Below are 23,591 nucleotides of genomic sequence, written 5' to 3'. Positions count from 1 at the left end.
TCGGTGACGGCCGTGTAGGTTCGACGACCGAAGACGACCGAAACCGAAAGGCTCCTCCCGGTGAACAAGCGACTGCTGGCCGTACCCGCTCTCGGCGTGCTGCTCGCGTTCGGCGCCGTCGGCTGCGGCGACGACAACAGCAAGCAGCTGGACTCCTGGGCGTCGAACGTCTGCGGCGCGGCCAAGGACCCGATCGCCCAGTCGCAGGTCGCGCTCGCCGACACCGCCCAGGTGAAGACCGGCGAGTCCCCGGCCGACCTGCGGAAGCGGCTGTCGGCGGACATCGGGCGACTGGGCAAGACCAACCAGGACATCGCGGCCGCGATCGACGCCGCCGGTGCGCCCAAGGTGGACAACGGTGCCGCCCTGCAGAAGGACACCGTCGACGAGTTGAAGAAGGCGGCCGACGGCTACCTGGACGTCCAGAAGAAGCTGGACGCCCTGGCCACCGACGACCAGGCGAAGTTCGCGGACGGGCTGAACAGCGTCGGCGACCAGCTGCGCCAGCTGTCCTCGCTGTCCACCCAGGCGCAGAGCAAGCTGGCGAGCGGGGAGCTCGGCAAGGCGATGGCCAAGCAGGAGGGGTGCAAGCCCTCCCAGGCCACCCCGGGCGCCGGAGCGAGCGGCAGCGCCGGTGGCTCCACGGCCACCCCCGGCGCGGGCGCCAGTCCGAGCGCCGGTGCCACCCCCTCGGCGGGTGCCCCCAGCGGCACCCCCGCGCCGGGCGGGACGGACAGCGCGAGCCCGTCGGCCACTCCCTCGGCGGGCGCCACCACCCCGGCGGCCCCGGCTTCGTCCTCGGCCCCGGCCGCCCCGGCACCCAGCGCGAGCTGAGCCGAGGTCCTGCCCGAGGCCCGGGCCCGAGGTCCTGCCCGAGGCCCGGGCCCGAGGTCCTGCCCGAGGCCCGGGCCCGAGGTCCTGCCCGAGGCCCGGGCCGCAGCCCCGCCCGACGTCCCGCCCGACGTCCTGGTGCGTCCGGTGGGGCGCGCCGGCCGTCGGCGGGGGCGTGGGGTGGGGTCCGCGCTCCCGGTGGGGTCGGCGGGCCGGTGGGGCCGGGGTGGGGTGAGCCGGGGGACAATGGCGGGGTGATCAGTAGCCCCGTTCTCGACCCGACCCGCCTGGCCAAGCTGCGCGAGGCGCTGCTGGCCGCCTCGTTCACCGCCGATGGGTGCCTGGACCTCCTGGGGCCCACCGGCTACGCGGCGTTGGCCCGCAGTGAGGCCGTCCCGGCGCTGCGCGCGACGCGGGGCGGCAGCCCGCTGGAGACGCTGGTGCGGCTCTTCCTGCTGCAGCAGCCGGTGCCGTACCAGGCGGCCGCCGCCGCGCTGCCAGTGGAGGACTGCCTGGCGGACGGTTGGCTGCGCCCGGACGGGGACCTGGTGCGCGCCACCGTGGACGTCCGGCCGTACGCCAACGAGGTTGCCGGGATGCCCAGTTCGGACGCCTGGGTGGTGTCCGACCTGGGGTGCGCGGTCGGTGGCGCGGGTGGGATCGGCTCCGGTGAGACCGCGCACGGGGTGGCCCGCAAGGACCTGGTGCTGGGGGTCGGCGGGGCGTCCACCACGCTGGCCAACATCACCGTGCGCCGCCCCGTTCGGGCGGCGCTGGACCTCGGTTCGGGCTCCGGCGTGCAGGCGCTGCACGCGGCCCGGCACGCCGGGAGCGTGACCGCCACCGACCTCAACCCCCGTGCGCTGCGGTTCACCGAACTGACCCTGGCGCTGTCCGGGTTCGACAACACCGAGGTGCTCACCGGCAGCCTCTTCGAGCCGGTCGGGGAGCGGAAGTTCGACCTGATCGTCTCCAATCCGCCGTTCGTGATCTCGCCCGGCGGCCGGTTCACCTACCGTGACGGCGGCATGGCCGGGGACGACCTGTGCCGCAGCCTGGTGCGGTCGGCCGCCGACCACCTGGAGCCGGGCGGCTACTGCCAGTTGCTCGCCAACTGGCAGCACGTCAGGGGCGAGGACTGGCAGGAGCGGCTGGCCGGCTGGGTGGCGGGCACCGGACTGGACGCCTGGGTGGTCCAGCGCGAGGTCCAGGACGTGGCCCAGTACGCCGAGTTGTGGCTGCGCGACGGCGGTGACCACCGTGGTCCGGGCGGCGACTACCAGGCCCGGTACGGCGAGTGGCTGGACGCCTTCGAGGCGGGCCGGGTCGAGGGCATCGGGATGGGCTGGATCACCCTGCGGGCGGGCGGCGCCGAGCGTCCGACCGTGCGGGTGGAGGAGTGGCCGCACCCGGTGGAGCAGCCGCTCGGTCCGCACATCGACGAGTGGTTCGGCCGGCAGGACTTCCTGCGCTCGCACGACGACGCGGGCCTGCTCGCGGCCCGCTACGTGCTGGCCGACGACGTGGTCCAGGAGCAGGTCGGTGCGCCGGGGGCGGAGGACCCGGAGCACGTGGTGCTGCGGCACAACCGGGGCATGCGGCGGGCCACCAAGGTGGACACGGTCGGCGCCGGGTTCGTCGGGGTGTGCGACGGGACGCTGTCGGCGGGCGAGATCGTGGACGCCATCGCGCAACTGCTGGGCGAGGACCGGGTGGTGCTGCGGGACCGGGTGCCGGAGTCGCTCCGGCTGCTGACCGAGCAGGGGTTCATCGACCCGGTGCGGTGAAAGCCGGTGAGGTGAAAGCCGGTGCCGTGAAAGCCGGTGGGTGGGTACCGGTGGGCGGGAACCGGTCCGTGAGTGCCTGCCCCGTTCGGTAGAACGCCGCCCAGGCACCCTCCGGTTCACCCTCCCGTACCCCCTGGTTCGTCCGGTGGTCCCCGTTCGGCTGCCCGCCGTTGGTCGGGTGCTGTGAGGCTCTGTCCACAGGCTGTGGACAGAGTCGGGGAGCCGGGGGCCAGGGGTGGACACGACGACGGCGACCGTCGGCGGGCTGGTGCTCGCCCTCTTCGGTGGCGCGCTGCTGCTCTGGTGCGCCGCCGAAGTGCGCCTTCGCCACCGGGTGCGCCGCTCGGGGATTCCGGTGGTGGCGACCGTCGTCGCCGAGAAGGACGTGCACGGCCGATTGGACAGCGCGCCGCTGCTCTCCTTCTCCGTGCGGCCGGCAGTCGGCGGATCCGGGACCGGAGCCGGGATCGGGATCGGGACCGCGGCCGGGTCCGGTCCCGGCCGGATCGCGGAACTCGTGCTCACCCGGCCGCGCGGGCACACCCCACTGCGCCGTCCGGAGCGGTTCGCGCCCGGAAGCCCGGTGCGGATCTGCTACGACCCGGACCGCCCCCGCCGGGCGGTGCTGGCGGCCGGGGAGATCGGCCGGGCGGCGGTCGTCGACCTGCTGTGGTGCGCCCTGGGGGTGGCGTGCCTGGGGGCGGGGGCCGGGCTGCTGGCGGCGATCGGCCGCTGAGGGGGCGGGCAGCACGCCGGCCCGTCGGCCGGGTCCACCGATCCGCCGCTCGGGCCCGCCGGTGCGTCGGCTGTCCGCCGACCCGGGCCCGGCGCGATCCGGAGAGCGCGATACCGCATGCGCGCCGATTTTCCGTTGACAGATCTTGAAATCCGTCATTCCATCCTCCGGAACCTGCCGAAGCCCCCCTCCACGGGGCGCGAACCTCCGTCATCGGGTTACCGTTCGAGTGGCGTCGGTGAGCGCGGCAAGCGAAACAGCGGGATCCGTCCGTTTGACAAGGGTGGCCGGGGTACGGTCACACTCCGCTGGTGGGGTGTCGTGCAGTGGCGACCCCGGGACGGTGGAGGGGTCGGGCGGAGCGCAGCCCGTGCTGCCAGCGCCGACCAGCCACATACGGACCGGGAGAGAAGAGCGAAGGTGTCCCCGAGCAGCGAGACCGCGCACGGACAGCGACTCGTCATTGTCGAGTCGCCGGCCAAGGCGAAGACGATCAAGGGCTACCTTGGCCCCGGCTACATCGTCGAGGCGAGCGTCGGGCACATCCGCGACCTGCCCAGCACCGCGGCCGAGGTACCGGACAAGTACACCGGCGAGGTGCGCCGCCTCGGGGTGGACGTCGATCACGACTTCGCCCCCATCTACGTGGTCAACGCGGACAAGAAGTCCCAGGTCAGCAAGTTGAAGTCGCTCCTGGCGGAGTCCGACGAACTCTTCCTGGCCACCGATGAGGACCGCGAGGGCGAGGCCATCGCGTGGCACCTCCAGCAGGTCCTCAAGCCCAAGGTGCCGGTGCACCGGATGGTGTTCCACGAGATCACCAAGGCGGCGATCCAGGAGGCCGTGGCCAACCCGCGCGAGCTGAACCAGCGCCTGGTCGACGCCCAGGAGACCCGCCGCATCCTCGACCGCCTCTACGGCTTCGAGGTCTCGCCGGTGCTGTGGAAGAAGGTCATGCCGAAGCTTTCGGCGGGCCGGGTGCAGTCCGTGGCGACCCGTCTGGTGGTCGAGCGCGAGCGCGAGCGGATGGCCTTCCGCTCCGCCTCGTACTGGGACCTGGTCGGCACCTTCGGCACCGGTCGCACCCCGGCCGACGCCGCCAACCCGGAGACCTTCGGTGCGCGGCTGGCCTCGGTCGACGGCAAGCGGATCGCCAGCGGCCGCGACTTCGGCTCGGACGGCCGGCTCAAGGCCGGCAGCACCAACACCCTGCACCTGGACGAGCAGGCCGCGCGCCAGCTGGCCGCCGCCCTCGAGCAGACCGCGTTCAGCGTCCGCAGCGTCGAGTCCAAGCCGTACCGCCGCTCGCCGTACGCGCCGTTCCGCACCACCACGCTCCAGCAGGAGGCCAGCCGCAAGCTGGGCTTCGGCGCCAAGCGGACCATGCAGGTGGCCCAGAAGCTGTACGAGAACGGCTTCATCACCTACATGCGCACCGACTCGACCACGCTGTCGGAGACGGCCGTCACCGCCGCCCGCGCGCAGGTCACCCAGCTGTACGGCGCCGACTACCTGCCGGACGCCCCGCGCACCTACGCCAGCAAGGTCAAGAACGCCCAGGAGGCGCACGAGGCCGTCCGCCCCTCCGGCGACCGCTTCCGCACCCCCGCCGAGACCGGTCTGAGCGGCGACGACTTCAAGCTGTACGAGCTGATCTGGATGCGCACCGTCGCCTCCCAGATGAAGGACGCGGTCGGCCAGTCCGTCACCGTCCGGGTCGGCGGCGCCTCCGCCGACGGCCGGGACGTCGAGTTCTCCGCCTCCGGCAAGATCATCACCTTCCACGGCTTCCTCAAGGCCTACGTCGAGGGCGCCGACGACCCGAACGCCGAGCTCGACGACCGCGAGCGCCGGCTGCCGCAGGTCGCCCAGGGCGACCCGCTGGCCGCCGAGCGGATCACCCCGGAGGGCCACGCCACCAAGCCGCCGGCCCGCTACACCGAGGCCTCGCTGGTCAAGGAGCTGGAGGACCGGGAGATCGGCCGCCCCTCCACGTACGCGTCGATCATCGACACGATCATCCAGCGCCGGTACGTGTTCAAGAAGGGCACGGCGCTCGTCCCGTCCTTCCTCTCCTTCGCCGTGGTCAACCTGCTGGAGAAGCACTTCGGTCGGCTGGTCGACTACGACTTCACCGCGAGGATGGAGGACGACCTCGACCGGATCGCCGCCGGTGAGGCGCAGTCCGTGCCGTGGCTCAAGCGCTTCTACTTCGGTGAGGGCGAGGGCGCGGCCGGTGCTGCCGCCGAGGCCGGCAACGGCGACGGCGACCACCTGGGCGGCCTCAAGAAACTGGTCACCGACCTCGGCGCGATCGACGCCCGGGAGATCAGCTCGTTCCGGATCAGCGACGACATCACCCTGCGGGTCGGCCGCTACGGCCCGTACGTCGAGCGCGCCTCCACCGTCGAGGGCGAGCCCGGCCAGCGCGCCGACATCCCGGACGAGCTGCCGCCGGACGAGCTGACCGTCGAGCTGGCCGAGGAGCTGCTGGCCAAGCCCAGCGGCGACTTCGAGCTCGGCCCGGACCCGGTCAGCGGCAACATGCTGGTCGCCAAGGACGGCCGCTACGGCCCGTACGTGACCGAGATCCTGCCCGAGGGCACGCCCAAGACCGGCAAGAACGCCGTCAAGCCGCGCACCGCCTCGCTGTTCAAGACGATGTCGCTGGACACCGTCACCCTGGAGGACGCGCTGCGGCTGCTCTCGCTGCCGCGCGTGGTCGGCACCGACGCCGAGGGCGCCGAGATCACCGCGCAGAACGGCCGCTACGGCCCGTACCTCAAGCGCGGTACGGACTCGCGCTCGCTCACCAGCGAGGACCAGCTCTTCACGATCACCCTCGACGAGGCGCTGGCGATCTACGCCCAGCCCAAGCAGCGCGGTCGTGCCGCGGCCGCCCCGCCGCTCAAGGAGCTGGGCACCGACCCGGTCTCCGAGCGTCCGGTGGTGGTCAAGGACGGCCGCTTCGGCCCGTACGTGACCGACGGCGAGACCAACGCCACGCTGCGCAAGGACGACGACGTCGAGACCATCACGCCGGAGCGCGGCTACGAGCTGCTCGCCGAGAAGCGGGCGCGCGGGCCGGTGAAGAAGGCGGCCAAGAAGGCCCCGGCGAAGAAGGCCGCGGCCAAGAAGACCACCACCGCCAAGGCGACGGCGACCAAGACCGCCGCCAAGAAGACGGCGGCGAAGAAGACCACCACCACCAAGACGGCGGCGGCGAAGAAGACGGCCGCGAAGAAGACCGCGGCCGCCAAGGCCACCACCACCGACGAGGGCTGATCCGCCGGGCGGCAGTCCGAGGGCAGCCGGGTGACGGCCGGGCAGCGGCCCGACGGCAGCAAGACGGCGGCACCGGGCCCGCGTCCCCCACCGGGGGGCGCGGGCCCGAGCTCTGTGCAGGGATCGTCACAGGCCGGTGATGAGGGCGAACCGGAACCCCGTTCGTCCCGATCGGGCAAAGCCCGGCCCGCTACGCTGACCGTATGACGAGCGAGGAGCAGCCCACCCCCAGCGCCGCCCCGGCCGCCGGAGCCACCGGGCCCGACCTGCCCGAGGTCGCGCCCGCCGGAACCCCGGTGGAGCGGGCCCGGGCGCTGCTGCGGACCAGGCCCTACCGGCGCCTGTGGACCACCCAGCTGATCGGCGGTACCGCCGACCGGCTCGGGCTGCTGGTGCTGCTCGCGCTCACCGTGATCGCCGTCGCCCAGGGCGGGCAGCTCGGCGACCTGCCGCGCAGCCTCGCCTTCGCCGTGGCGGCCGTCCTCGCCGTCCGGGTGGCGGCCACCGGGCTGGTCGGTGTGGCGCTGCTGGAGCCGGTGCACCAGCTGGTCGCCGGCAAGCTCGACCGGCGCTGGACGCTGGTCGGCTCCGACTCGCTGAGCGCCCTGCTGATCGGGCTCGCGCCCTGGTGGACGGTCTGGCTGGGCTCCGGCCCCAAGCCCTCCGGCGGGGCCACGTACGTGCTGCTCGCCACCGTGTTCCTCACCGGTGCGGCCGAGCGGGTCCGGGGGATCGCCAGGGCCGTCGCCGTCCCCGGCCTGCTGCCGCCGGCCAACCCGTACGCCCCGGCCCCCGAGCAGCGGCCGGCCGCCGCCAACCTGGACACCGTCCGGAGCATCGACCGGTTCACCGGCTGGGTCACGGTGCCGCTCGGCGCCGTCGGCCTGGTCGCGTTCACCCTGCTCAACAACGTCGGCGCGGCGCTCGGCTCGGACTGGCTGCGCGCCCACCAGCTGACCTTCGCGGCCCTCGGCGCGGCCGGCCTGTTCGCCGCCGCGGCCGTCCGCAGCCACCTCCAGCAGCTGCCCGGCGGCCTCGTGGCCGTCGCCCCGCACTCGCCGCTGACCGGCCTGCGCGCCCCCACCGACGCGGCCCCCGGCCCCGCCCTGAGCAAGGGCCGCACCGGCAGCGCCCCGTACTTCACCTTCGCCGTCGCGGCCGGCTACGCCTCGATGGCGGGCGTCGCCGCCCTGGCGCTGCTCACCGCCGCCGAGCACCGGGCCGGGCCGATCGGCTACGGCCTGGTCGTGCTCGCCGCGGCCGGCGCCCCCGCGCTGGGCGCCCGGCTCACCCGGGCCACCCTGCCCTCGCTCTCCCGCCGCCGGCTGCTCGCGCTGGCGCTGCTCGCCGAGGGCGTCGCGCTGATCCTGGCCGGGCTGGTGCTGGACTTCGTGCTGGTCCTGCTGCTCACCGTGCTGGCCGGACTGACCGCCGGGATCGTCGTCTCCGCCGGGCGGGGCCTGCTCGCCCAGGAGGTCGAGGAGGCCAGGCTGCCCAAGGTCACCGAGCACCTGTACGCGGTGCTGCGGGCCGTGGTCGCCGCCGCGCTGGTCGTCGTCCCGCTGATCGCCGCCGGCTACGGGGACGTCGAGTACGGCACCGTCGAGCCCGGCTCGTTCACCTTCATCCACGGCGGCGGCGCCCTCGCCGTCGCCACCGCGGGGCTGCTCACCCTCGTCCTCGCCGCCGTGGTGCTGCTGCGCACCGACGACCGGCGCGGCACCGTGCCGTTCGGCCGGGACCTGGTCGACGCCGTCCGCGGCGGCAGCGGCCCGGTGCCGCACCGGGGCACCGGCACCGGCTTCTTCATCGCCCTGGAGGGCGGCGACGGCGCCGGCAAGTCCACCCAGGCCCAAGCGCTCGCCGAGTGGATCCGCGGCAAGGGGCACGAGGTCGTGCTCACCCGCGAGCCCGGCGGCAGCCCGGTCGGCCAGCGGCTGCGCGGCCTCGTCCTGGACGTCGGCAACACCGGCCTGTCGCACCGCGCCGAGGCGCTGATCTACGCGGCCGACCGCGCCGAGCACGTCGAGAACGTCATCCGGCCGGCCCTCGCCCGCGGCGCCGTGGTGATCACCGACCGGTACATGGACTCCTCCATCGCCTACCAGGGGGCCGGGCGCGACCTGGCCGCCACCGAGGTCGCCCGGATCTCCCGCTGGGCGACCGGCGGGCTGCTGCCCGACCTCACCGTGGTGCTGGACGTCGACCCCACCCGGGCCCGGGAGCGCTTCACCGAGGCGCTCGACCGGCTGGAGTCCGAACCCACCGAGTTCCACCAGCGGGTCCGGGCCGGCTTCCTCGCCCTCGCGGCCGCCGACCCGGCGCGCTACCTCGTGGTGGACGGCAGCCAGGCCCCCGGCTTCGTCACCACCGCCATCCGCCACCGGCTCGACCGCGAGCTGCCGCTCTCCGAGCAGGAGAAGGCCGCCCGCGCCGAGCAGGAGCGGCTGGCCAGGGAGGAGGCCGAGCGGCGCGCCGCCGAGGAGGCCCGCAAGAAGGCCGAGGAGGAGGCCGCCGAGCGCAAGCGCCAGGAGGTGCTGGCGCAGCTGCGGGCCGAGCAGGCCGAGCAGGAGCGGCTGGCCAAGGAGGAGGCCGAACGGGTCGCCGCCGAGGCGCGGCGCAAGGCCGAGGAGGAGGCCCGCCGTCGGGCCGAGGAAGAAGCCCGTCGCCGGGCGGAGGAAGAGGCTCGCCGTCGGGCGGAGGAGGAGGCCCGGCTGGCCGCGGAGGCCGCCGAACGGAAGCGGATCGCCGACGAGGCGGCTGCCCAGGCCGAGCTCCAGCGACAGCGGGAGCTGGCGCGCGAGGAGCAGCGGCGCCGGGCGGAGGAGGCGCTGCAGCGGGCCGAGGAGGCCCGGCTGGCGCAGGCCGCCGCGCTCGCGGCTGCGGCTGCGGCGGCGGAGACGGCTTCGGACCGGGCCGCTGCGGCGGGTGCGGCGGGTGTGACGGCTGTCGGTGGGGCTGGTGCGCCGGTTGTCGGGGATGCGGCGACGGCGGAGCTTCGGGCGGTTCGGGACGTGCCTCGGGAGGCGCCTCGGGACACTTCTTTGGACGCGGCGGACGGCCTCGGCGACGAGGCGACGCGGGAGCTGACGCTGCGCGACCGGCAGGCGGCTGTCCAGGCGGCTGAGGCCGCGAAGGCTGCGAAGGCCGCAGACAGTGCGAACGCGGCTGAGGCGACCGCCAGGCTGCCGAAGGTGCCGGCCGTCGACGAGACCGCGGTGTTGCCGAAGGTGCCGGCGGCGGACGAGACGGCCGTGCTGCCGCGGGTTCCCGCCGTGGACGAGACCGCGGTGCTGCCGCGGGTCGGTCCGGGGCGTCCTGGCGAGCCGGTGGACAGCACCCGTGAGCTGCCGGTGGTTCCGCAGTCCGGCGCGCCGCAGGCCGGCGAGTCGCAGTCCGGCGGGCCGCAGTTCGGCGAGTCGCAGTCCACCGCCGAGCGGCCGAGGCCGGACTGGGCCGAGGAGACGCCGATGGACGACCTGCCGAGCCTCACCGACACGCTGCTCGGCTCGCGGGACGAGTGGGCGCGCTGGGACCACGCCGGCGACCCGGACGACTCCGGCCGCAGTGGCGGTGACGGCCGCGGCGAGGACGGCGGCAAGGGCAAGGGCCGGCGCTGGGGCCGGCGCAGCTGAGCGCGGGCCGGGAGGTCTGACGGCCGGTCGAAGGACGGGCGGTGTCGTACCGGGGGAGCCCCCTGGGTGACGCCGCCCGTCGTCGTACCGGGGGCGGGCGGCTGTCGGATGTGGTCCGCCTGTGGTTCGGCTGGGCCCGGCGGTGGCTCGGCGGCGGTCCGGCGGTGGTCGGGCCGTGGTTCGGCCGTCGTGCGCGGCCCGGTGTGCCTCGGACGGAGCAGTGGCTGTCGGAGCGGAGACGTATGCTCGACGGCGGGGAATCGGCGCCTGGCGCGCTGCCGTACGGAGCTTGGGAGCAGCTGTGGCCGTCTGGGACGACCTGGTGGGCCAGGATCGGGTGGTCGACCAGCTGACCGCTGCGGCCCGGGCGGCCTGGGCGACGGTCGAGGCCGGTCGCGGCGCCACCGCCGACCAGGGCGGGAACGCCTCCCTGATGACGCACGCCTGGCTGTTCACCGGCCCGCCCGGCGCCGGGCAGGTCACCGCCGCGCGCGCCTTCGCCGCCGCCCTCCAGTGCACCAGCCCCGACCTCGCGCTGGGCGGCACGCCCGGCTGCGGGTTCTGCGACGGCTGCCACACCGTGCTGGCCGGCAGCCACGCCGACGTCAAGTACGTGCGGACGGACGGCCTGTCCATCGGCGTCGGCGACATGCGCGACCTGGTCCTGCGTGCCTCCAGCTACCCGACCGGCGGCCGCTGGTCGGTGATCCTGGTGGACGCCGCCCACCGGCTCACCGAGGCCGCCGCCAACGCGCTGCTCAAGGGCGTGGAGGAGCCGTCCCCGCGCACCGTCTGGCTGCTCTGCGCCCCCTCCGTCCAGGACGTGCTGCCGACCATCCGCTCGCGCTGCCGCCTGCTGGTGCTGCGCACGCCCGCCGCCGAGGCGGTCGCCGACATGCTGGTCGGCCGCGACGGCGTCGACCCGGAGACCGCCCGCCTCGCCGCGCTCGCCGGCCAGGGCGACATCGAGCGCACCCGCCGCCTCGCCGTGGACGAGCAGGCCCGCACCCGCCGGGCGGAGGTGCTGCGGATCCCGCTGGAGGTCGCCGACATCGGCGGCTGCCTGACCGCCGCCCAGCGCCTGGTCGACACCGCCAAGGCCGACGCCGAGGCCCTCGCCGAGACCCAGGACACCAAGGAGACCGACGACCTCAAGGCCGCCTACGGCGCTGCCGAGGGCAGCAAGGCGCCGCGCGGCATGGCCGGGGCCGTCAAGGAGCTGGAGAAGCGGCAGAAGAGCCGGGCCACCCGCACCCGCCGGGAGACGCTCGGGGTCGCGCTGCTCGACCTGCTCGGGTTCTACCGGGATGTGCTGGCGATCCAGCTCGGCTCCACCGGTGCGCTCGCCAACGAGGACCAGCGGCAGGCGCTGAACCGGGTCGCCCAGGACGGGACGGCCGAGAACACCCTGCGTCGGATCGAGGCGGTGCTCGCCTGCCGGGTGGCGCTGGACCGCAACGTGGACCCGCTGCTGGCGGTCGAGGCGATGACGATGGCGCTCCGGGCGGGCTGAGGGGCGGGCCCGGCCGGGGGTGGAGCAGGGCCCGTACGCCGCCCGGAGGCGCCGGGGACCGGTCCGGCGTCCCACCTTCGAGTGAACGGGCGATACTCGCCGGGCACACCCGCGTGTGACGGCGTGCCCGTTGTGCACGCTGGGGCCGACTGCGCCCCGGCCGTACCCCCGGTCCTCCCCGTCGGGAGGGTCCGCCGCCGGAGCGGTCGCCCCCCGCACGGCACCGGGTCCGGTCCGGCGCCGGCCCTCGTCCCGAGGTGGTGCGTTCCGTGGTTCGTCCGCTCCTCGTCATTCCCCTGCTGGCTGCTGCCCTCGGCGGACTCTGGCTGGCGCGCGGTGCGCTCCAGCGCTGGCGCGACCTGCAGTCCGCCGCGACCTACGAGCTGGCGGGTGACCGGTGGCCGATGCTGGTCCGGGCGGGCGGGGCGATGGTCTGCGGGGTGTGCGTCACCGCGTTGACGCTGCTGACCGCGCTCGGGGCGTTCGGCGGTCTGGGGCGCGACACCTCCTCTCCGACGGACCGGACCGGATCGGCCGTGGACGCGGCCGCCGCCGGGGCCTGGTCGGGCTCCGCGCCGGGGGCGCCGGGGGCAGCGGGTACGGCGGGCCGGCAGCAGGCGGCGCCGCCTGCCGCCACCGAGTCGGCTGCGGGGGCGGGTGCGGCGGCGTCTCCTGGTGCGGCGGGCGCGGCGGGTGCGGGTGCGGCGGGTGCCACGGCGTCGGCGGCCGCCCCCGCCGTGGTCAGCCGCTTCGACAGCGTCGGGCACCCGGGCGGCGGCGAACTGCTGCAGTCCGCCGTGCTCGGCCCCGACGGGAAGCCGCGCAACGTCCGGGTGTGGCTGCCCGCGCAGTACGCCAAGGAGCCCAACGCGCGCTTCCCGGTCGTCGTGATGCACGCCGCCACCCCGCGCAAGACCGCCGACGCCGAGGTCCCGGACGTCTTCGAGGGCGTCGGTGCCGCCCTGCAGGCCGGCCGCGCCCGCCCGTTCATCCTGGTCGCCCCCGAGGCGCCGACCGGCACCGCGCACCCCTGCGAACTGGTCGCCGCCGCCCCGGCCGCCGTCGCCGACGACGCGGCCCTGCGCACCACCATCGCCGCCTCCTTCCGCACCCTCCCGCCCGGCCCGGCCTCCTGGGGCACCCTCGGGGTCGACGCCGGTGCGCCGTGTGCCGCCGCGGCCGGGCTCTCCCGCCCGGACCTGTACGGCGCGGCCGCCGCCGTCTCCGGCCGCTACGACACCGCCGCGCTCACCCAGACCGGCGCCGAGGCCCCGGCGGGCAGCGCGGCCAAGCTGCTGCTCGCCGCCGCCAAGGGCGACGCCGCCGGGCTCGACGCGGCCCGCAAGCTGCAGGCCTCGCTCAAGGCCGCTCCGGGCCCGGCGGCCAAGGCGGAGGTGCGGATCTCGGACAACGTGCAGGACTACTCGGTGGACCGGGAGCGGCTGCGACTGGTCCGTCAGGCGGCGCAGTTCCTGGCCGAGGCGCTGGCCAAGGCTTCCTGAGCGACGCTGGTCGGGGCGTCGTGAGCGCCGGCCGAGCCGGCGTTACGCTGCCCGGTGCCCGGGGTGGGTGCCGGGCAGCGGTGTTTCTTCGTTCGCGTGCGTTTCTCGGAGTGGGCTCGGAGTGGTCCCGGCGGGCTCGGAGTGGCCCCGGAGTGGTGGGTGGAGAGGAAGCGGATGAGGGGCTTCGCGCGGTTGCGGGTGGTTGAGGTGGTGCTCGCGGTCGGGCTGCTGGCGGCTTCGGCGGGCGGGTGCGGCCGGGGTTCCTCGGGGCCGGCCGGCGGGAACGGTGCGTCGGGTGCGTCCGGTGCGTCCGGGCAGGCCTCCTCCGACTCGACGGGTGCGGGTGCCGGTGCGGGTGCCGGTGCGGGTGCGAGTGCGCGGGCCGGTGGTGCCGGTGCCGGTGGTGGTGACGGTGCCGGCGCCGCAGCCACCCCGCTGGAGCCGCTGCCCGCAGCCGTCCCCGCCGCGCTCGCGCCGTACTACGCACAGCACCCGGCCTGGCAGTCGTGCGACGGCGGCTTCGAGTGCGCCACCTTCCGGGTCCCGATGGACTACGACCACCCCGGTGACGGCGAGCTCACCCTCTCGGCCGCCCGGGCCGCCGCCCGGCCCGGCGACTCCGGCGGCGCCGGCGACACCTCCCGGGCGGGCTCGCTGCTGCTCAACCCGGGCGGCCCCGGCGGCTCGGCGGTCGACTATCTGGAGGCCGTCGCCGGGACGTACGACCGCACGGTGCGCGCCCGGTACGACCTGGTCGGCCTCGACCCGCGCGGGGTCGGCCGCAGCAACCCGGTCAGCTGCCTGAACGGTGAGCGGATGGACGCCTTCACCGCCGCCGACCTGGCCCCCGGCGACCAGGGGGCGGTCGACGCGCTGGTCGCCGTCGACAAGGAGTTCGCCGAAGGCTGCCGGAGGCAGGCCGGGGCCGCGCTCGGCCACCTCAGCACCGTCGAGTCCGCCCGCGACATGGACGTGCTGCGCGCCCTGCTCGGCGACGAGCGGCTGAACTTCGTCGGAAAGTCGTACGGCACCTTCCTCGGCGCCACCTACGCGGGCCTGTTCCCGAGCCGGGTCGGCCGGGTGGTGCTGGACGGCGCCATGGACCCGGCGCTCGACTCCGTCACCGGCAACCGCACCCAGGCCGGCGGCTTCGAGACCGCCTGGGCCGCCTTCGCCGTGGACTGTGCCAAGCGCGAGGACTGCCCGCTCGGCCGCACCGAACAGCAGGTCGGCGACCAGCTCACCGCCCTGCTCGCGACCGTCCACGCCCACCCGCTGCCCAGCACCGACAACGGACGCCGGCTCACCGAGGCCCAGGCCACCACCGGCGTCGTCCAGGCCATGTACGCCGAGTTCCTGTGGCCCAAGCTGCGCACCGCGCTCACCGACGCCAAGGCCGGCGACGGCACCGGGCTGCTCAAGCTCTCCGACGCCTACTACGGGCGTGAGGCGGACGGCTCCTACCCCAACCTGATGTTCGCCAACACGGCGGTCAACTGCCTCGACCTGCCCGCGCCGTTCCGCTCGCCCGAGGACGTCCAGCGGGCGGTGCCCGACTTCGAACGCGCCTCGCCGCACTTCGGCCGCGACATGGCCTGGATGGCCCTGACCTGCGCCTACTGGCCCGTCCGGGCCACCGGCGCGGCCCACACCATCCGCGCCGCCGGCGCCGCCCCGACCGTCGTCATCGGCACCACCCGCGACCCGGCCACCCCCTACGAGTGGGCCCGCGCACTGGCCGGACAGCTGGAATCCGGCCGCCTGCTCACCTACGACGGCGACGGCCACACCGCGTACGGGCGGCACAGCAGCTGCGTCGACGGCGCGGTCAACCACTTCCTGCTCACCGGGGAGGCGCCGGAACAGGGCAAACGCTGCGACCGGTAGCCCCGGCGGACCCGCGCTCAGGCGGAGGAGACCGCCAGCTTCGCGGCGAAGCCCGCGAACAGGACGGCGACACCGCTGGTCAGGGTCGCGGACAGGCGCCGGCGGCGACGGAAGGCCGTCGCCAGCGTGGTGCCCGCGAAGATCAGCAGCGAGAGGTACAGCATGCTGAAACCCTGCAGGATCCCGCCCAGCAGCGCGAAGGAGAGCACCGGCTGCCCGTAGGACGGGTCGACGAACTGGGTGAAGAACGACAGCAGGAACAGGATCGCCTTCGGGTTCAGCAGGCTGATCACCAGCGCCCGCCGGAACGGCCGCTCACCCGCCTCCTCCACGGCCTCCGCGCCGCCCACCGAATCGGCCTCCGCCCGGCGCTCGCGCCACAGCTGGCGGGCCGCCCGCAGCATCCCGAACCCGATCCACAGCAGGTACGCGGCACCGCCGAACTTCACCACCGCGAACACCGCCGGATTGGCCTTCAACAACGAGGCCGCCCCCAGCGAGGTCAGGCTGATCAACGTGAGGTCGCCGACGAACACCCCCGCCGCCGCCCGGTACCCGGTCCGGACGCCCTTGCGGGCGGCGACCGACAGCACGTACAGCGAGTTGGGGCCGGGCAGCAGAATGATGACGAGGGCGCCGAGGACGTACGTCGCCAGGTCGTTGACACCGAACACGGTGGCTCCGGGAGTGGGGAGGGCTGGCAGGGGGGCGCTCATCGTAACGTCGCACCGGCGATCGATTGAAGCGAAAACCATCCACCCCTGCCCCAGCCCCACCCCAGCCCCACCGCCCCGGCTACGGATCACCTGCGAACCTGTGTAGACTGACCCGCGTTGCCACCACACGTGGCAGCGGTGCCGCCTTAGCTCAGTTGGCCAGAGCAACGCACTCGTAATGCGTAGGTCGCGGGTTCGAATCCCGCAGGCGGCTCTGTAGAAGCCCCAGGACTCACTCGCCGTGACCTGGGGCTTTTGCCTTTTCTCGGCGTGCGGGCAGGCGTCGGCGACGCCCTGCAAGATCGATTGCGTGAGCGATGCGTGAGTGTGGGCGTTGATCTTGGGTTAGCCCTTGGCCTTCTCAGCCTCGGCCACAGCCTTCGCGGAGGCCTTGGCGCGAGCCTCGGTTTCGGTCCTCCGCCGAAGGGGGACGAGCTTCGCGGCGGCCTCGGCCGCGCCCTTGGCGACCTCGGGCAGGACGCTGGTGCAGGTGTCCGACGTGATCTTGATGGAGGGTGGTCGAGCATCTCGGACACCACCTTCATGTCGACCCCGCCGGCAAGCGCGACAGGGGCCGCGCCGTGGCGGAGGTCGTACAGGCGGATCGGCGGCAGGCCTGAGGCATGCGCTCGTACCTCGGTGCCTACACGGGCGCGTTCCGATCCGGCGACACCGTGCACCTGTCCGGCAAGCTCGTCCACACGCAGGACGGCGACCACAGCGGCTTCGGCATCGAACTCACCCCCTGGGCCATCAGCGGCTCGTACGTCGCCAACCTCGCCGGATAGGAGCCGCCACGGCCATGTCCCTGCTCGTCATCCGGCACGCCGAGTCCGTCGAGAACGTCGACAAGTACCACGGCTTCTACCAGGACCCCCGCCCCCACACGTCGACCTACCGCAGAGCGATCGACACGGCCGCGATCGCCCTGCCCGACCTCCCCGACGGCTGGCCCCGGCAGACCGAGCTCCTGGACGAGCAGCACTACGGCGACGCCACCTACATGACCAAGCGCGAGCTCTACGACAGCTACCCCGCACTCGCTGAGGACCGCCGCCTGCGCAAGCACGCCTGGACCGCACCGGGCGGCGCCGAGTCACTCGCCGAGGGCGTAGTCGACCGGGCCGCCGAGTTCGCCGCGCTCGCCCAAGCCGTACTCCAGGAGTCGCGCACCGTCGTCGCCTTCACCCACCAGACCGCCGCAGTGGCGCTCCGATCCCTGCTCGAGCTCCGCACGCTGCCCGAGATCCTCGCCGAGGAGCGGACGGGCAAGATGCCCAACGCCGCGATCCTCCACTACGAACTGCGAGACGGCCGGTTCACCCGGACGGGAACCACCACCCCGCCGATCTAGGAGGAGCCCGTGCGACACCTGTTCCTCAACGGGCCTGTCCAGAACGGCCCCTTCACCCTCGCCTCCCGGCCTGGAAAGGCCGTGGGCATCCGCCTCGCCGCCGCCCTCAACGCCATCCTCGGCCTACCGCCCGCACCCCACCTGTGGAACACCGTCACCCTTGCGGGAGACCTCCGCCACCGCCAGGCCGAGGGCCCGATGATCCCTCGCCAGCGGTTCGAGGCCGACCTGATCGCCGCCAAGTAGACGCCCGGCCGGTTTCCGGCGGGTGGCATCGTGACCGACACCGACGCGGAGGTAGCCAACCTCGCCCTGGAGATGATCGAGAACAACCTCCGCGCCGGCGCCCTCACCGTCAGCCGCGAGACCGTTCCCACCTGCCGCACCTGCGGTCACATGACCGGCACCGGCGGTCATCCCTGCAACGCCTGTGGCAGCACCGCCACCGAGGACCGCACGGGCCTCCACCTCGTCGCCGAACTCGCCAAGGACCGACCCGTTCTCGATCGCGCGGACATCCACGCCAGCCATCGTCAACAGCCCAAGCACCTCCAGCACGCCGCCGCCACCGTCGCCGAGCGGCGGATCCTTTCCCGGACCCGCGACCACGGCATCGACCTCTCGCCCCTCGGCCTCAACCGCCTCGTCCTCGATCCGCGCGTCGGCATCCCACGCCACCGTCGTCGCCGCAGCCCGGCGGCACGAAGCGGACACGGCCGTCATGACCATCACCGAGAACGCGGCCAACCACATCGCCGCCCACGGCCAGCACTTCCGCGAACACGGTGGCATCCGGCTCCAGTACGCGCTGCACGGCCGCATTCCGTACCACCGCGCGGCAAGCCTGCAGCCGATGTACGAGCTGTACCAGGCCGCCCAGACCACTACGGATACCTTCGAGCAGTGGTTCCTCCCGCTCTTCTCCCTGAAAGCGAAGACAACAACCCGGCCGGACCAGCTGCCCGCGATTTTCAAGCTCTTCATGCGGGTACACCTGGCGACGCCCTTCAAACCTGGAGCGCCGCACGCAGCTTCTTGTCTCTGAGTAACTCGAGGACATGCGCATCTGAATCAGCGAAGATGCGTTCGGCGTGTTCGGAGTCGGCCTGGCGTAGGGCGGCGTGGTACACGTCGGCGAAGGGCTGATCGCGGATGCAGTGCTCGGCGAAACGCATCCCCTTCTGATCTTGATCGTTGCGTGCACGATCCCAGGCCAGCAGGTGACCGCCGATCTTCTCCCACGCCTTAGCCCGGGCCCACGGGCGTCTTTCCTTGTTGAGGCCGAAGACCTCGATGGTTTTGGTGCCCTTCTTGGAGCCGCTGACTGCGCGATACACGCCGCTCTTCAGACGAAGGTCGAGGTGATCGAAAGGGTCCTCACGCGTGGGATCGATGAGCAGCGAGCCGAGAAGTCCGTCGCTCTCGTACGCGTCGCCCTTGTATCGCGTGTTGCAAGTGGAACAGGCAAGCAGCAGGTTGGGCCAGTGGAAGGTTCGCAGCGCGCAGCGCGACTTGGGGATGAAATGATCAACTGTATCTGCCAGTTGATTGCCGCAGTACATGCAGCAATCAATGCCAGGTGCCATGCTCACGAGCTCGTCCCGTACCGGCTCGTATACGTCGCGGCGTACAGTGTCCCGTTTCCACATGCGTTGAGGATGGTCGCCGCGTTTGAGAGGATGGGTGTCCGCGAGCTCCTGAGTCAGTTTCAGGAGTGAGGATTCCAGCTCGGAAGGCAGACGCGGCCGTACGATCCTGATCACGTTCTGCCTGCCTCCCCCCTCCGCGTCCCCAGGTCGAGTTCTTCCAAGCGCGTGGCCTGGGAGCTTGCGAGGTCCGTGCGTAGCCTGTGGAACCGCCGCGTCATGGCCTCGTCGGCTTGTCCTGTCGCAACCTCGTACTCCAGATCCGCCAGCTCCTCCCGCATCGCCTCTGCCCGGCGGGAGAACGGCGATTCCAACCCAAAGAAGTCCGATAGGACCGCGTCGTCTCCCGTGCCGTAGACGACCCTGCCGTAGACCTTCTCGTCCACTACTTCTGGCGGAACCTGCTCGTTCGGGCCAGGCAATCTGATCAAGCCGCCCGGATCGGCAGCCTGACAGATATAGGGACTGTGCGTAGTGACGATGAACTGCACCGCTGGGAAGTGGACCTTGAACCACTCACCGATTTGCTGCTGCCAGGAGACATGGAGATGCGCGTCGACCTCATCGATGAGGACAACCCCCGGGTGGGTCAGGTAAGGCCGGTCGTTGTTCCAGCGCAGCTCCAACGTCCCATAGGCGGCGTACATCTGCCGCACAACGTCCAGGACGAGTGCAGTGACGGTACGTAGCCCGTCGCTCATGCGCCGCAGCGCGATGAGGGGGCTCTCGCCATCTACGCGCCGCAGCCACAACCCGCGTGAGGTGACCTGCTCGACACGGAAGTGTCCTGGCAGCAAACCATCATTGAGGAGCGCAAGCACCGATTCGAGCAGCCTGTCGGCCCCGGCTTCGCCTTCCAGCTGGCGCAGACGTACAGATACGAGCCAGTCGACCGACTCCGTGAGCGCCGACTGTTCTTCAAAGAGGGTGCGCATGGCTGCGGCACGGTCGGGGGTGTGCGCGTCGCGTTCGTACAAACCGGTCCCGGTCAGCCGCCGGAAGGGACCGTATGCCGCGCAAAACCAGCCTGTCGGAGGCGAAGGCGACCACAACAGACGGGCGGCTTTGGCACCGGTGCGAGGAGTAAAACGCACCCGAGTCGGTGGTCGGTCGTCCGGCGTGAGCGGCTCGCGGTCAGGTTCCCAGGCGACTGCGACGGTCAGTTGGCCAGCGGAAGGAGGAGCCCCGAGGTCGGTCTCCGGCTCGGCACTGAGGGACAGCTCCACGCAGCCATGGGTTCGCCCATACGAGAGGTGATCCTCGATCGCGTCGTCCAGTTGGCTAGCCCGTCGTGGCCCCGCCAGAGCGAGAGCGATCGTCCTCAGCAGGGTGGTCTTCCCCGAGCCGTTTCGTCCTGCGAGCACTGTCCAGCCCGTGAAGCTGCCATCCGGGCGCATAAAGTCGAGGTCGCAGGCACGGGCGTCGTGGAACCCACGTACGCCGTCGAGCCGGAGCCTCGTTACATACACCGGAGTGCCCTTTCGCTGGCCTTCCTTGTTCCGTCCGGACCACGCGGCCCGGACGGAATCTACCGCCCACTGTACGGACGCGCACCGACATCACTCCGTCGCAGTCCGTGGCTAGACTCGGGTGATCGCTGCCCCAAGAGGTCGCGCAGGCACCATACGCGCGTACGCCGGTTGATGTAATGAGTGAGGCTGGCGAGCCTAGGCGGGACACGTCGGAAGCGCGGAGCAACGAAGTACGGGGAGGGGCCGTGAACGCTACGGGCACGCAGGCGTACGACAGGGTCGAGAGAGTTCTACGTCGGGCCGGATGGCGGGTGTGCGCCCCGCACGAGCGCGACCTCAAGCCGGACGCGACGGCCGTACGCACAGATCACCCGCACGACTCCGACCTCTGTGTCTATCTCCTCTATGCCGGCCGGGACCTCAGCGGCCTCGTCGTAGCAGGAGGGGACTCGGCTGATCCTCACGACCTCATCGCCGAAGCCGACCGGCTCGCCGCCCTGCTGGCCGAACAGCACCCCAAGCGTGCCTGGCAAGGCCGCCCTTTGCCCTTCCGCTACGGAAGTAACGGCTACGTTTGGCGATTCCGCAACGCGCTCGATTCTGAGTGCCTCGACGGGACGCTTGCTCCCGGTGCGCCGGAGGGCGGAGCCCGCAGCCGCTACGTTTTTGCCCCAGCCCGGCCGGCCACCGTCGCCCGCTGGAAGCGTGAAGCCCAGCGCAACCCCGAGGCACCGACCCTGCGCGCCCGGTTGCGGCGCCTACCCGCCATCCTCCTCGACCCACAGCGGCAGCTGTACGACGCTCAGCGCCGCGCCATCGAAGGCCTGGAACGGTCCCTTGCCGAGGACCTTCCGCGTGCCCTGATCCAGATGGCGACCGGTGCCGGCAAGACGTATACCGTCGTCCAAGCAAGTCATCGGCTGCTCGAGCACGCGGGTGCCCACCGGGTGCTGTTCCTCGTGGACCGAACCAACCTGGGTGGTCAAGCTTTCATGGAGTACCGGGACTTCCTCCCGGGGGGTTCGAAAAAGCCGCTGCACGAGGAGTTCCCCCTCAAGCACCTGTCGGGTGGGAATGCAGGCCTGGCAGATTCCGACAAGATCGTCATCACCACGATCCAGCGACTTTGGTGCAAGTTGTCTGGCCAGACCCCGCCAGAGCCGGGCAGTGACGACGAGAAGAAGTTCGAAGCTGGTGGCACCGCCGGTCTCGGAGCCGAGCTTCCCCATGTTCGTTACTCGCCTGAGCTCCCGCCGGACTACTTCGACTTCATCGTCATCGACGAGTGCCACCGCTCGATATACGGGCGATGGCGACCTGTTCTGGAGTACTTCGACGCGCACATCGTGGGCCTGACCGCGACACCGATCGGGCCAACCTTCGCCTTCTTCGATGACAACCTTGTCAGTCAGTACACATATGAGGAAGCAGTCGCCGACGAGGTAAACGTCGACTACGACGTGTACCGGATCTCGACCCGGATCACCCGCAAGGGTTCAACGATCCCAGCCGTGGTGGAGACGGTCGCATCTGACGGCACTATCGAGCAGGTGAACACCGTAATAGCCCATGTGGACCGTATGACGCGCGCCCAACACTGGCGTCAACAGGATGAGAACGACGAGTACACGCCATCCGAGCTCAATGCGCGCGTCGAGTCGACCAGCCAGATTCGTACGATCATCCAGACCTTCAAGGACAGGCTGTTCACCGAGATCTTTCCGCCAGATGTGAACCCCGACACCGGCGAGATCCTGCACTCGCGGGCGGTCGTACCCAAGACATTGATCTTCGCAGCCTCCGATAAACACGCGGACGCGGTTGTTGAAGAGGTGCTGCGTGCCTGGGGCAAGGGGGACGAAGCGGGCAAGACCTTTTGCAAGAAGATCACCAACACTGCGCCGAAGACTGGCAGGGCCATCCGTGACTTCCGCAACAAGCCCGAGATCCGGATTGCCGTCACTGTTGACATGATCGCCACGGGCACCGACATTCCGGCCTTGGAATGCCTGGTCTTCATGCGGGACGTCAGGACCTGGTCGTACTTCGAGCAGATGAAGGGCCGAGGCGCCCGGACCATCAAGCCCGAGGACCTGAAGAAGGTCACCGAGGACGCCCTGTGCAAGGACCGTTTCGTCATTGTCGACACGGTGGGCGTGACCGAACACACCATGGTCGATGCGCGACCGCTAGTACGGGATGGGCAGCCGGAAATGCCTAGCCTGGAGCGGCTGCTCAAGGCGTGCGAGGAAGGGCGTTACTTGTCCGCTGACGACGCCGCCACGCTGGCCGGTCGTCTCAGCCGGCTCGCGCAGCGGCTTGACAGCGATCAGCTTGCCCGGATCGAGGGCAGCGCAGGTGGCCGGAAGCTGACCGAGCTGGTCACGGGACTGGTGCTGGCGACAGATCCGGACCGGTTGGCTGGACAGCGGGTGCAGGACCAGGATGTCGTGAAGGGCGGCAGTGAGGCGCCCGTGCAGAGCACGGCTGGGAAGGAGCCAGCCGACATCGTGCTGGCCGCGGCTCTGCGGCCGTTCATGGAGCGTGAGGCGCTGCGAGAGGCCGTGCTAGAGGCTGCGCGAGCCCGACGCTGGATCAAGATCGATCACCTCAGCCGGGACGGTGGCGTGATTGCCGAAGGCGTGACGGATGTCATGCGAGCCGAGCGGACGGTCACAGACTGGCGCAAGTACATGGAAGATCAGCGAGAACGATTCACCGACCTGCGGATCGCCTTTGAGGAACGGCGGTCGTTGAGCGACGTGCGCGAGCGGATCAAGGAAATTCTCGGTGCTGTCAGGCCCCCGCAGCGGCGCTGGACAGAGCAACAGCTCTGGAAGGCTTACGTGGACTTCGGCATTGCGCGCGAGAGGCGGCGCCGAGGAGCCGGGCTGCCGGAGCTGCTGTCCGTGCTGCGGTTTGAGCTGGGACTCGATGGGGACGAGTTCCGGCCATATCGGGATACCGTGGAGCTCCGCTTTCAGGAGTGGCTTGCTCGTCAGGAGACGGCCGGGACGACGTACACGGAGGAGCAGCAGGCGTGGCTGCGGCGCATCGTGGGCGTGATTGCCACGTCGGCGACGGTATCGCCGGGGGCGCTGGACCAGCATGCGCTGTGCCGGGCAGAAGGCGGCTGGAGCAAGTTCAGAGAGGTGTTCGACGGAGGTCCGCGAACGCCGGACGAGCTGATTGATGAGCTGGATCGGAAGCTAGGTGCGTGAGGAACG

The 23,591-nt window shown here is 72.0% G+C and carries 16 protein-coding genes, 1 tRNA gene and 1 pseudogene; 13 read left to right on the top strand and 5 right to left on the bottom strand.

Features of this window, described 5'->3' with window-relative positions:
• Nucleotides 1-60 precede the first annotated feature (60 nt).
• The 8 genes from ACZ4W5_RS27875 to ACZ4W5_RS27840 all read left to right on the top strand — a co-directional run bounded on the left by ACZ4W5_RS27875 (nt 61) and on the right by ACZ4W5_RS27840 (nt 15,176).
• Complete coding sequence (locus ACZ4W5_RS27875; protein WP_465657632.1) at nt 61-834, top strand: small secreted protein; 774 nt, start codon at nt 61-63, stop codon at nt 832-834.
• A gap of 251 nt (nt 835-1,085) precedes the next feature.
• Complete coding sequence (locus ACZ4W5_RS27870; RefSeq protein ID WP_360226945.1) at nt 1,086-2,618, top strand: DUF7059 domain-containing protein; 1,533 nt, start codon at nt 1,086-1,088, stop codon at nt 2,616-2,618.
• Nucleotides 2,619-2,853: 235 nt separating this feature from the next.
• Nucleotides 2,854-3,354 carry a DUF3592 domain-containing protein gene (locus tag ACZ4W5_RS27865; RefSeq protein ID WP_360226942.1) on the top strand — a complete coding sequence of 167 codons (501 nt, stop codon included), beginning with the start codon at nt 2,854-2,856 and terminating at the stop codon, nt 3,352-3,354.
• A gap of 420 nt (nt 3,355-3,774) precedes the next feature.
• A complete protein-coding gene (gene topA / locus ACZ4W5_RS27860; protein ID WP_465657631.1) occupies nt 3,775-6,639 on the top strand; it encodes a type I DNA topoisomerase in 2,865 nt (954 codons plus the stop codon).
• Nucleotides 6,640-6,842: 203 nt separating this feature from the next.
• A complete protein-coding gene (tmk, locus tag ACZ4W5_RS27855) occupies nt 6,843-10,274 on the top strand; it encodes a dTMP kinase (RefSeq protein ID WP_465657629.1) in 3,432 nt (1,143 codons plus the stop codon).
• Between the two features lie 301 nt (nt 10,275-10,575).
• Nucleotides 10,576-11,787 (top strand): DNA polymerase III subunit delta', encoded by a 1,212-nt coding sequence (locus ACZ4W5_RS27850; RefSeq protein ID WP_360227691.1) that lies wholly within the window; start codon nt 10,576-10,578, stop codon nt 11,785-11,787.
• Nucleotides 11,788-12,056: 269 nt separating this feature from the next.
• The gene (locus ACZ4W5_RS27845) at nt 12,057-13,289 is read left to right on the top strand and encodes a hypothetical protein (RefSeq protein ID WP_465657628.1); all 1,233 of its coding nucleotides are present in this window, start codon (nt 12,057-12,059) and stop codon (nt 13,287-13,289) included.
• Nucleotides 13,290-13,463: 174 nt separating this feature from the next.
• Complete coding sequence (locus tag ACZ4W5_RS27840) at nt 13,464-15,176, top strand: alpha/beta hydrolase (RefSeq protein WP_465657626.1); 1,713 nt, start codon at nt 13,464-13,466, stop codon at nt 15,174-15,176.
• Between the two features lie 17 nt (nt 15,177-15,193).
• Here ACZ4W5_RS27840 and leuE read toward each other — a convergent pair whose 3' ends face one another.
• Nucleotides 15,194-15,850 (bottom strand): leucine efflux protein LeuE, encoded by a 657-nt coding sequence (gene leuE, locus ACZ4W5_RS27835; RefSeq protein WP_465657624.1) that lies wholly within the window; start codon nt 15,848-15,850, stop codon nt 15,194-15,196.
• Between the two features lie 182 nt (nt 15,851-16,032).
• On the opposite strand from leuE, the gene ACZ4W5_RS27830 reads away from it, so the two are divergent.
• The 3 genes from ACZ4W5_RS27830 to ACZ4W5_RS27820 all read left to right on the top strand — a co-directional run bounded on the left by ACZ4W5_RS27830 (nt 16,033) and on the right by ACZ4W5_RS27820 (nt 17,246).
• Nucleotides 16,033-16,106, top strand: a tRNA-Thr gene (locus tag ACZ4W5_RS27830).
• Nucleotides 16,107-16,515: 409 nt separating this feature from the next.
• Nucleotides 16,516-16,680, top strand: a complete 165-nt coding sequence (locus tag ACZ4W5_RS27825) for a hypothetical protein (protein WP_465657623.1) — start codon at nt 16,516-16,518, stop codon at nt 16,678-16,680.
• Between the two features lie 14 nt (nt 16,681-16,694).
• Nucleotides 16,695-17,246, top strand: a complete 552-nt coding sequence (locus tag ACZ4W5_RS27820) for a histidine phosphatase family protein (RefSeq protein ID WP_465657621.1) — start codon at nt 16,695-16,697, stop codon at nt 17,244-17,246.
• Nucleotides 17,247-17,369: 123 nt separating this feature from the next.
• Here the strand turns inward: ACZ4W5_RS27820 and ACZ4W5_RS27815 are convergent, their stop codons facing one another.
• On the bottom strand, nt 17,370-17,969 hold the full coding sequence (locus tag ACZ4W5_RS27815; RefSeq protein ID WP_465657620.1) for a hypothetical protein: 600 nt from the start codon (nt 17,967-17,969) through the stop codon (nt 17,370-17,372).
• Between ACZ4W5_RS27815 and ACZ4W5_RS27810 the strand changes: the two genes are divergently transcribed.
• Complete coding sequence (locus ACZ4W5_RS27810) at nt 17,968-18,291, top strand: hypothetical protein (RefSeq protein WP_465657619.1); 324 nt, start codon at nt 17,968-17,970, stop codon at nt 18,289-18,291. The genes ACZ4W5_RS27815 and ACZ4W5_RS27810 overlap by 2 nt on opposite strands.
• On the opposite strand, the gene ACZ4W5_RS27805 is transcribed toward ACZ4W5_RS27810, so the two are convergent.
• The 3 genes and pseudogenes from ACZ4W5_RS27805 to ACZ4W5_RS27795 form a co-directional block, all read right to left on the bottom strand.
• Entirely contained in the window at nt 18,254-19,009 is a 756-nt protein-coding gene (locus ACZ4W5_RS27805; RefSeq protein WP_465657618.1) for an HNH endonuclease, read from the bottom strand. The genes ACZ4W5_RS27810 and ACZ4W5_RS27805 overlap by 38 nt on opposite strands.
• On the bottom strand, nt 19,006-19,827 hold the full coding sequence (locus ACZ4W5_RS27800; protein WP_465657648.1) for an AAA family ATPase: 822 nt from the start codon (nt 19,825-19,827) through the stop codon (nt 19,006-19,008). The genes ACZ4W5_RS27805 and ACZ4W5_RS27800 overlap by 4 nt, the downstream gene beginning before the upstream one ends.
• Before the next feature lie 357 nt (nt 19,828-20,184).
• Nucleotides 20,185-20,361: pseudogene (locus tag ACZ4W5_RS27795) on the bottom strand (AAA family ATPase); the annotation flags it as partial.
• Nucleotides 20,362-20,675: 314 nt separating this feature from the next.
• Between ACZ4W5_RS27795 and ACZ4W5_RS27790 the strand changes: the two are divergent.
• Nucleotides 20,676-23,585, top strand: coding sequence for a DEAD/DEAH box helicase family protein (locus tag ACZ4W5_RS27790; RefSeq protein ID WP_465657617.1), 2,910 nt, complete (start codon nt 20,676-20,678; stop codon nt 23,583-23,585).
• Nucleotides 23,586-23,591: the final 6 nt, after the last annotated feature.

This window comes from Kitasatospora sp. NPDC029367, from assembly GCF_055569135.1.
The sequence above is the reverse complement of the archived record's forward strand: the minus strand, read 5'-3'. Positions and strand labels throughout refer to the sequence as shown.

Excerpts from the sequence above, each read along its gene's own strand:
- ACZ4W5_RS27825 (WP_465657623.1), top strand. The coding sequence starts at position 16,516 with ATGCGCTCGTACCTCGGTGCCTACACGGGCGCGTTCCGATCCGGCGAC.
- ACZ4W5_RS27810 (WP_465657619.1), top strand. The coding sequence starts at position 17,968 with ATGACCATCACCGAGAACGCGGCCAACCACATCGCCGCCCACGGCCAG.
- ACZ4W5_RS27815 (WP_465657620.1), bottom strand. The coding sequence starts at position 17,969 with ATGACGGCCGTGTCCGCTTCGTGCCGCCGGGCTGCGGCGACGACGGTG.
- tmk (WP_465657629.1), top strand. The coding sequence starts at position 6,843 with ATGACGAGCGAGGAGCAGCCCACCCCCAGCGCCGCCCCGGCCGCCGGA.
- ACZ4W5_RS27800 (WP_465657648.1), bottom strand. The coding sequence starts at position 19,827 with ATGCGCACCCTCTTTGAAGAACAGTCGGCGCTCACGGAGTCGGTCGAC.
- ACZ4W5_RS27840 (WP_465657626.1), top strand. The coding sequence starts at position 13,464 with ATGAGGGGCTTCGCGCGGTTGCGGGTGGTTGAGGTGGTGCTCGCGGTC.
- ACZ4W5_RS27820 (WP_465657621.1), top strand. The coding sequence starts at position 16,695 with ATGTCCCTGCTCGTCATCCGGCACGCCGAGTCCGTCGAGAACGTCGAC.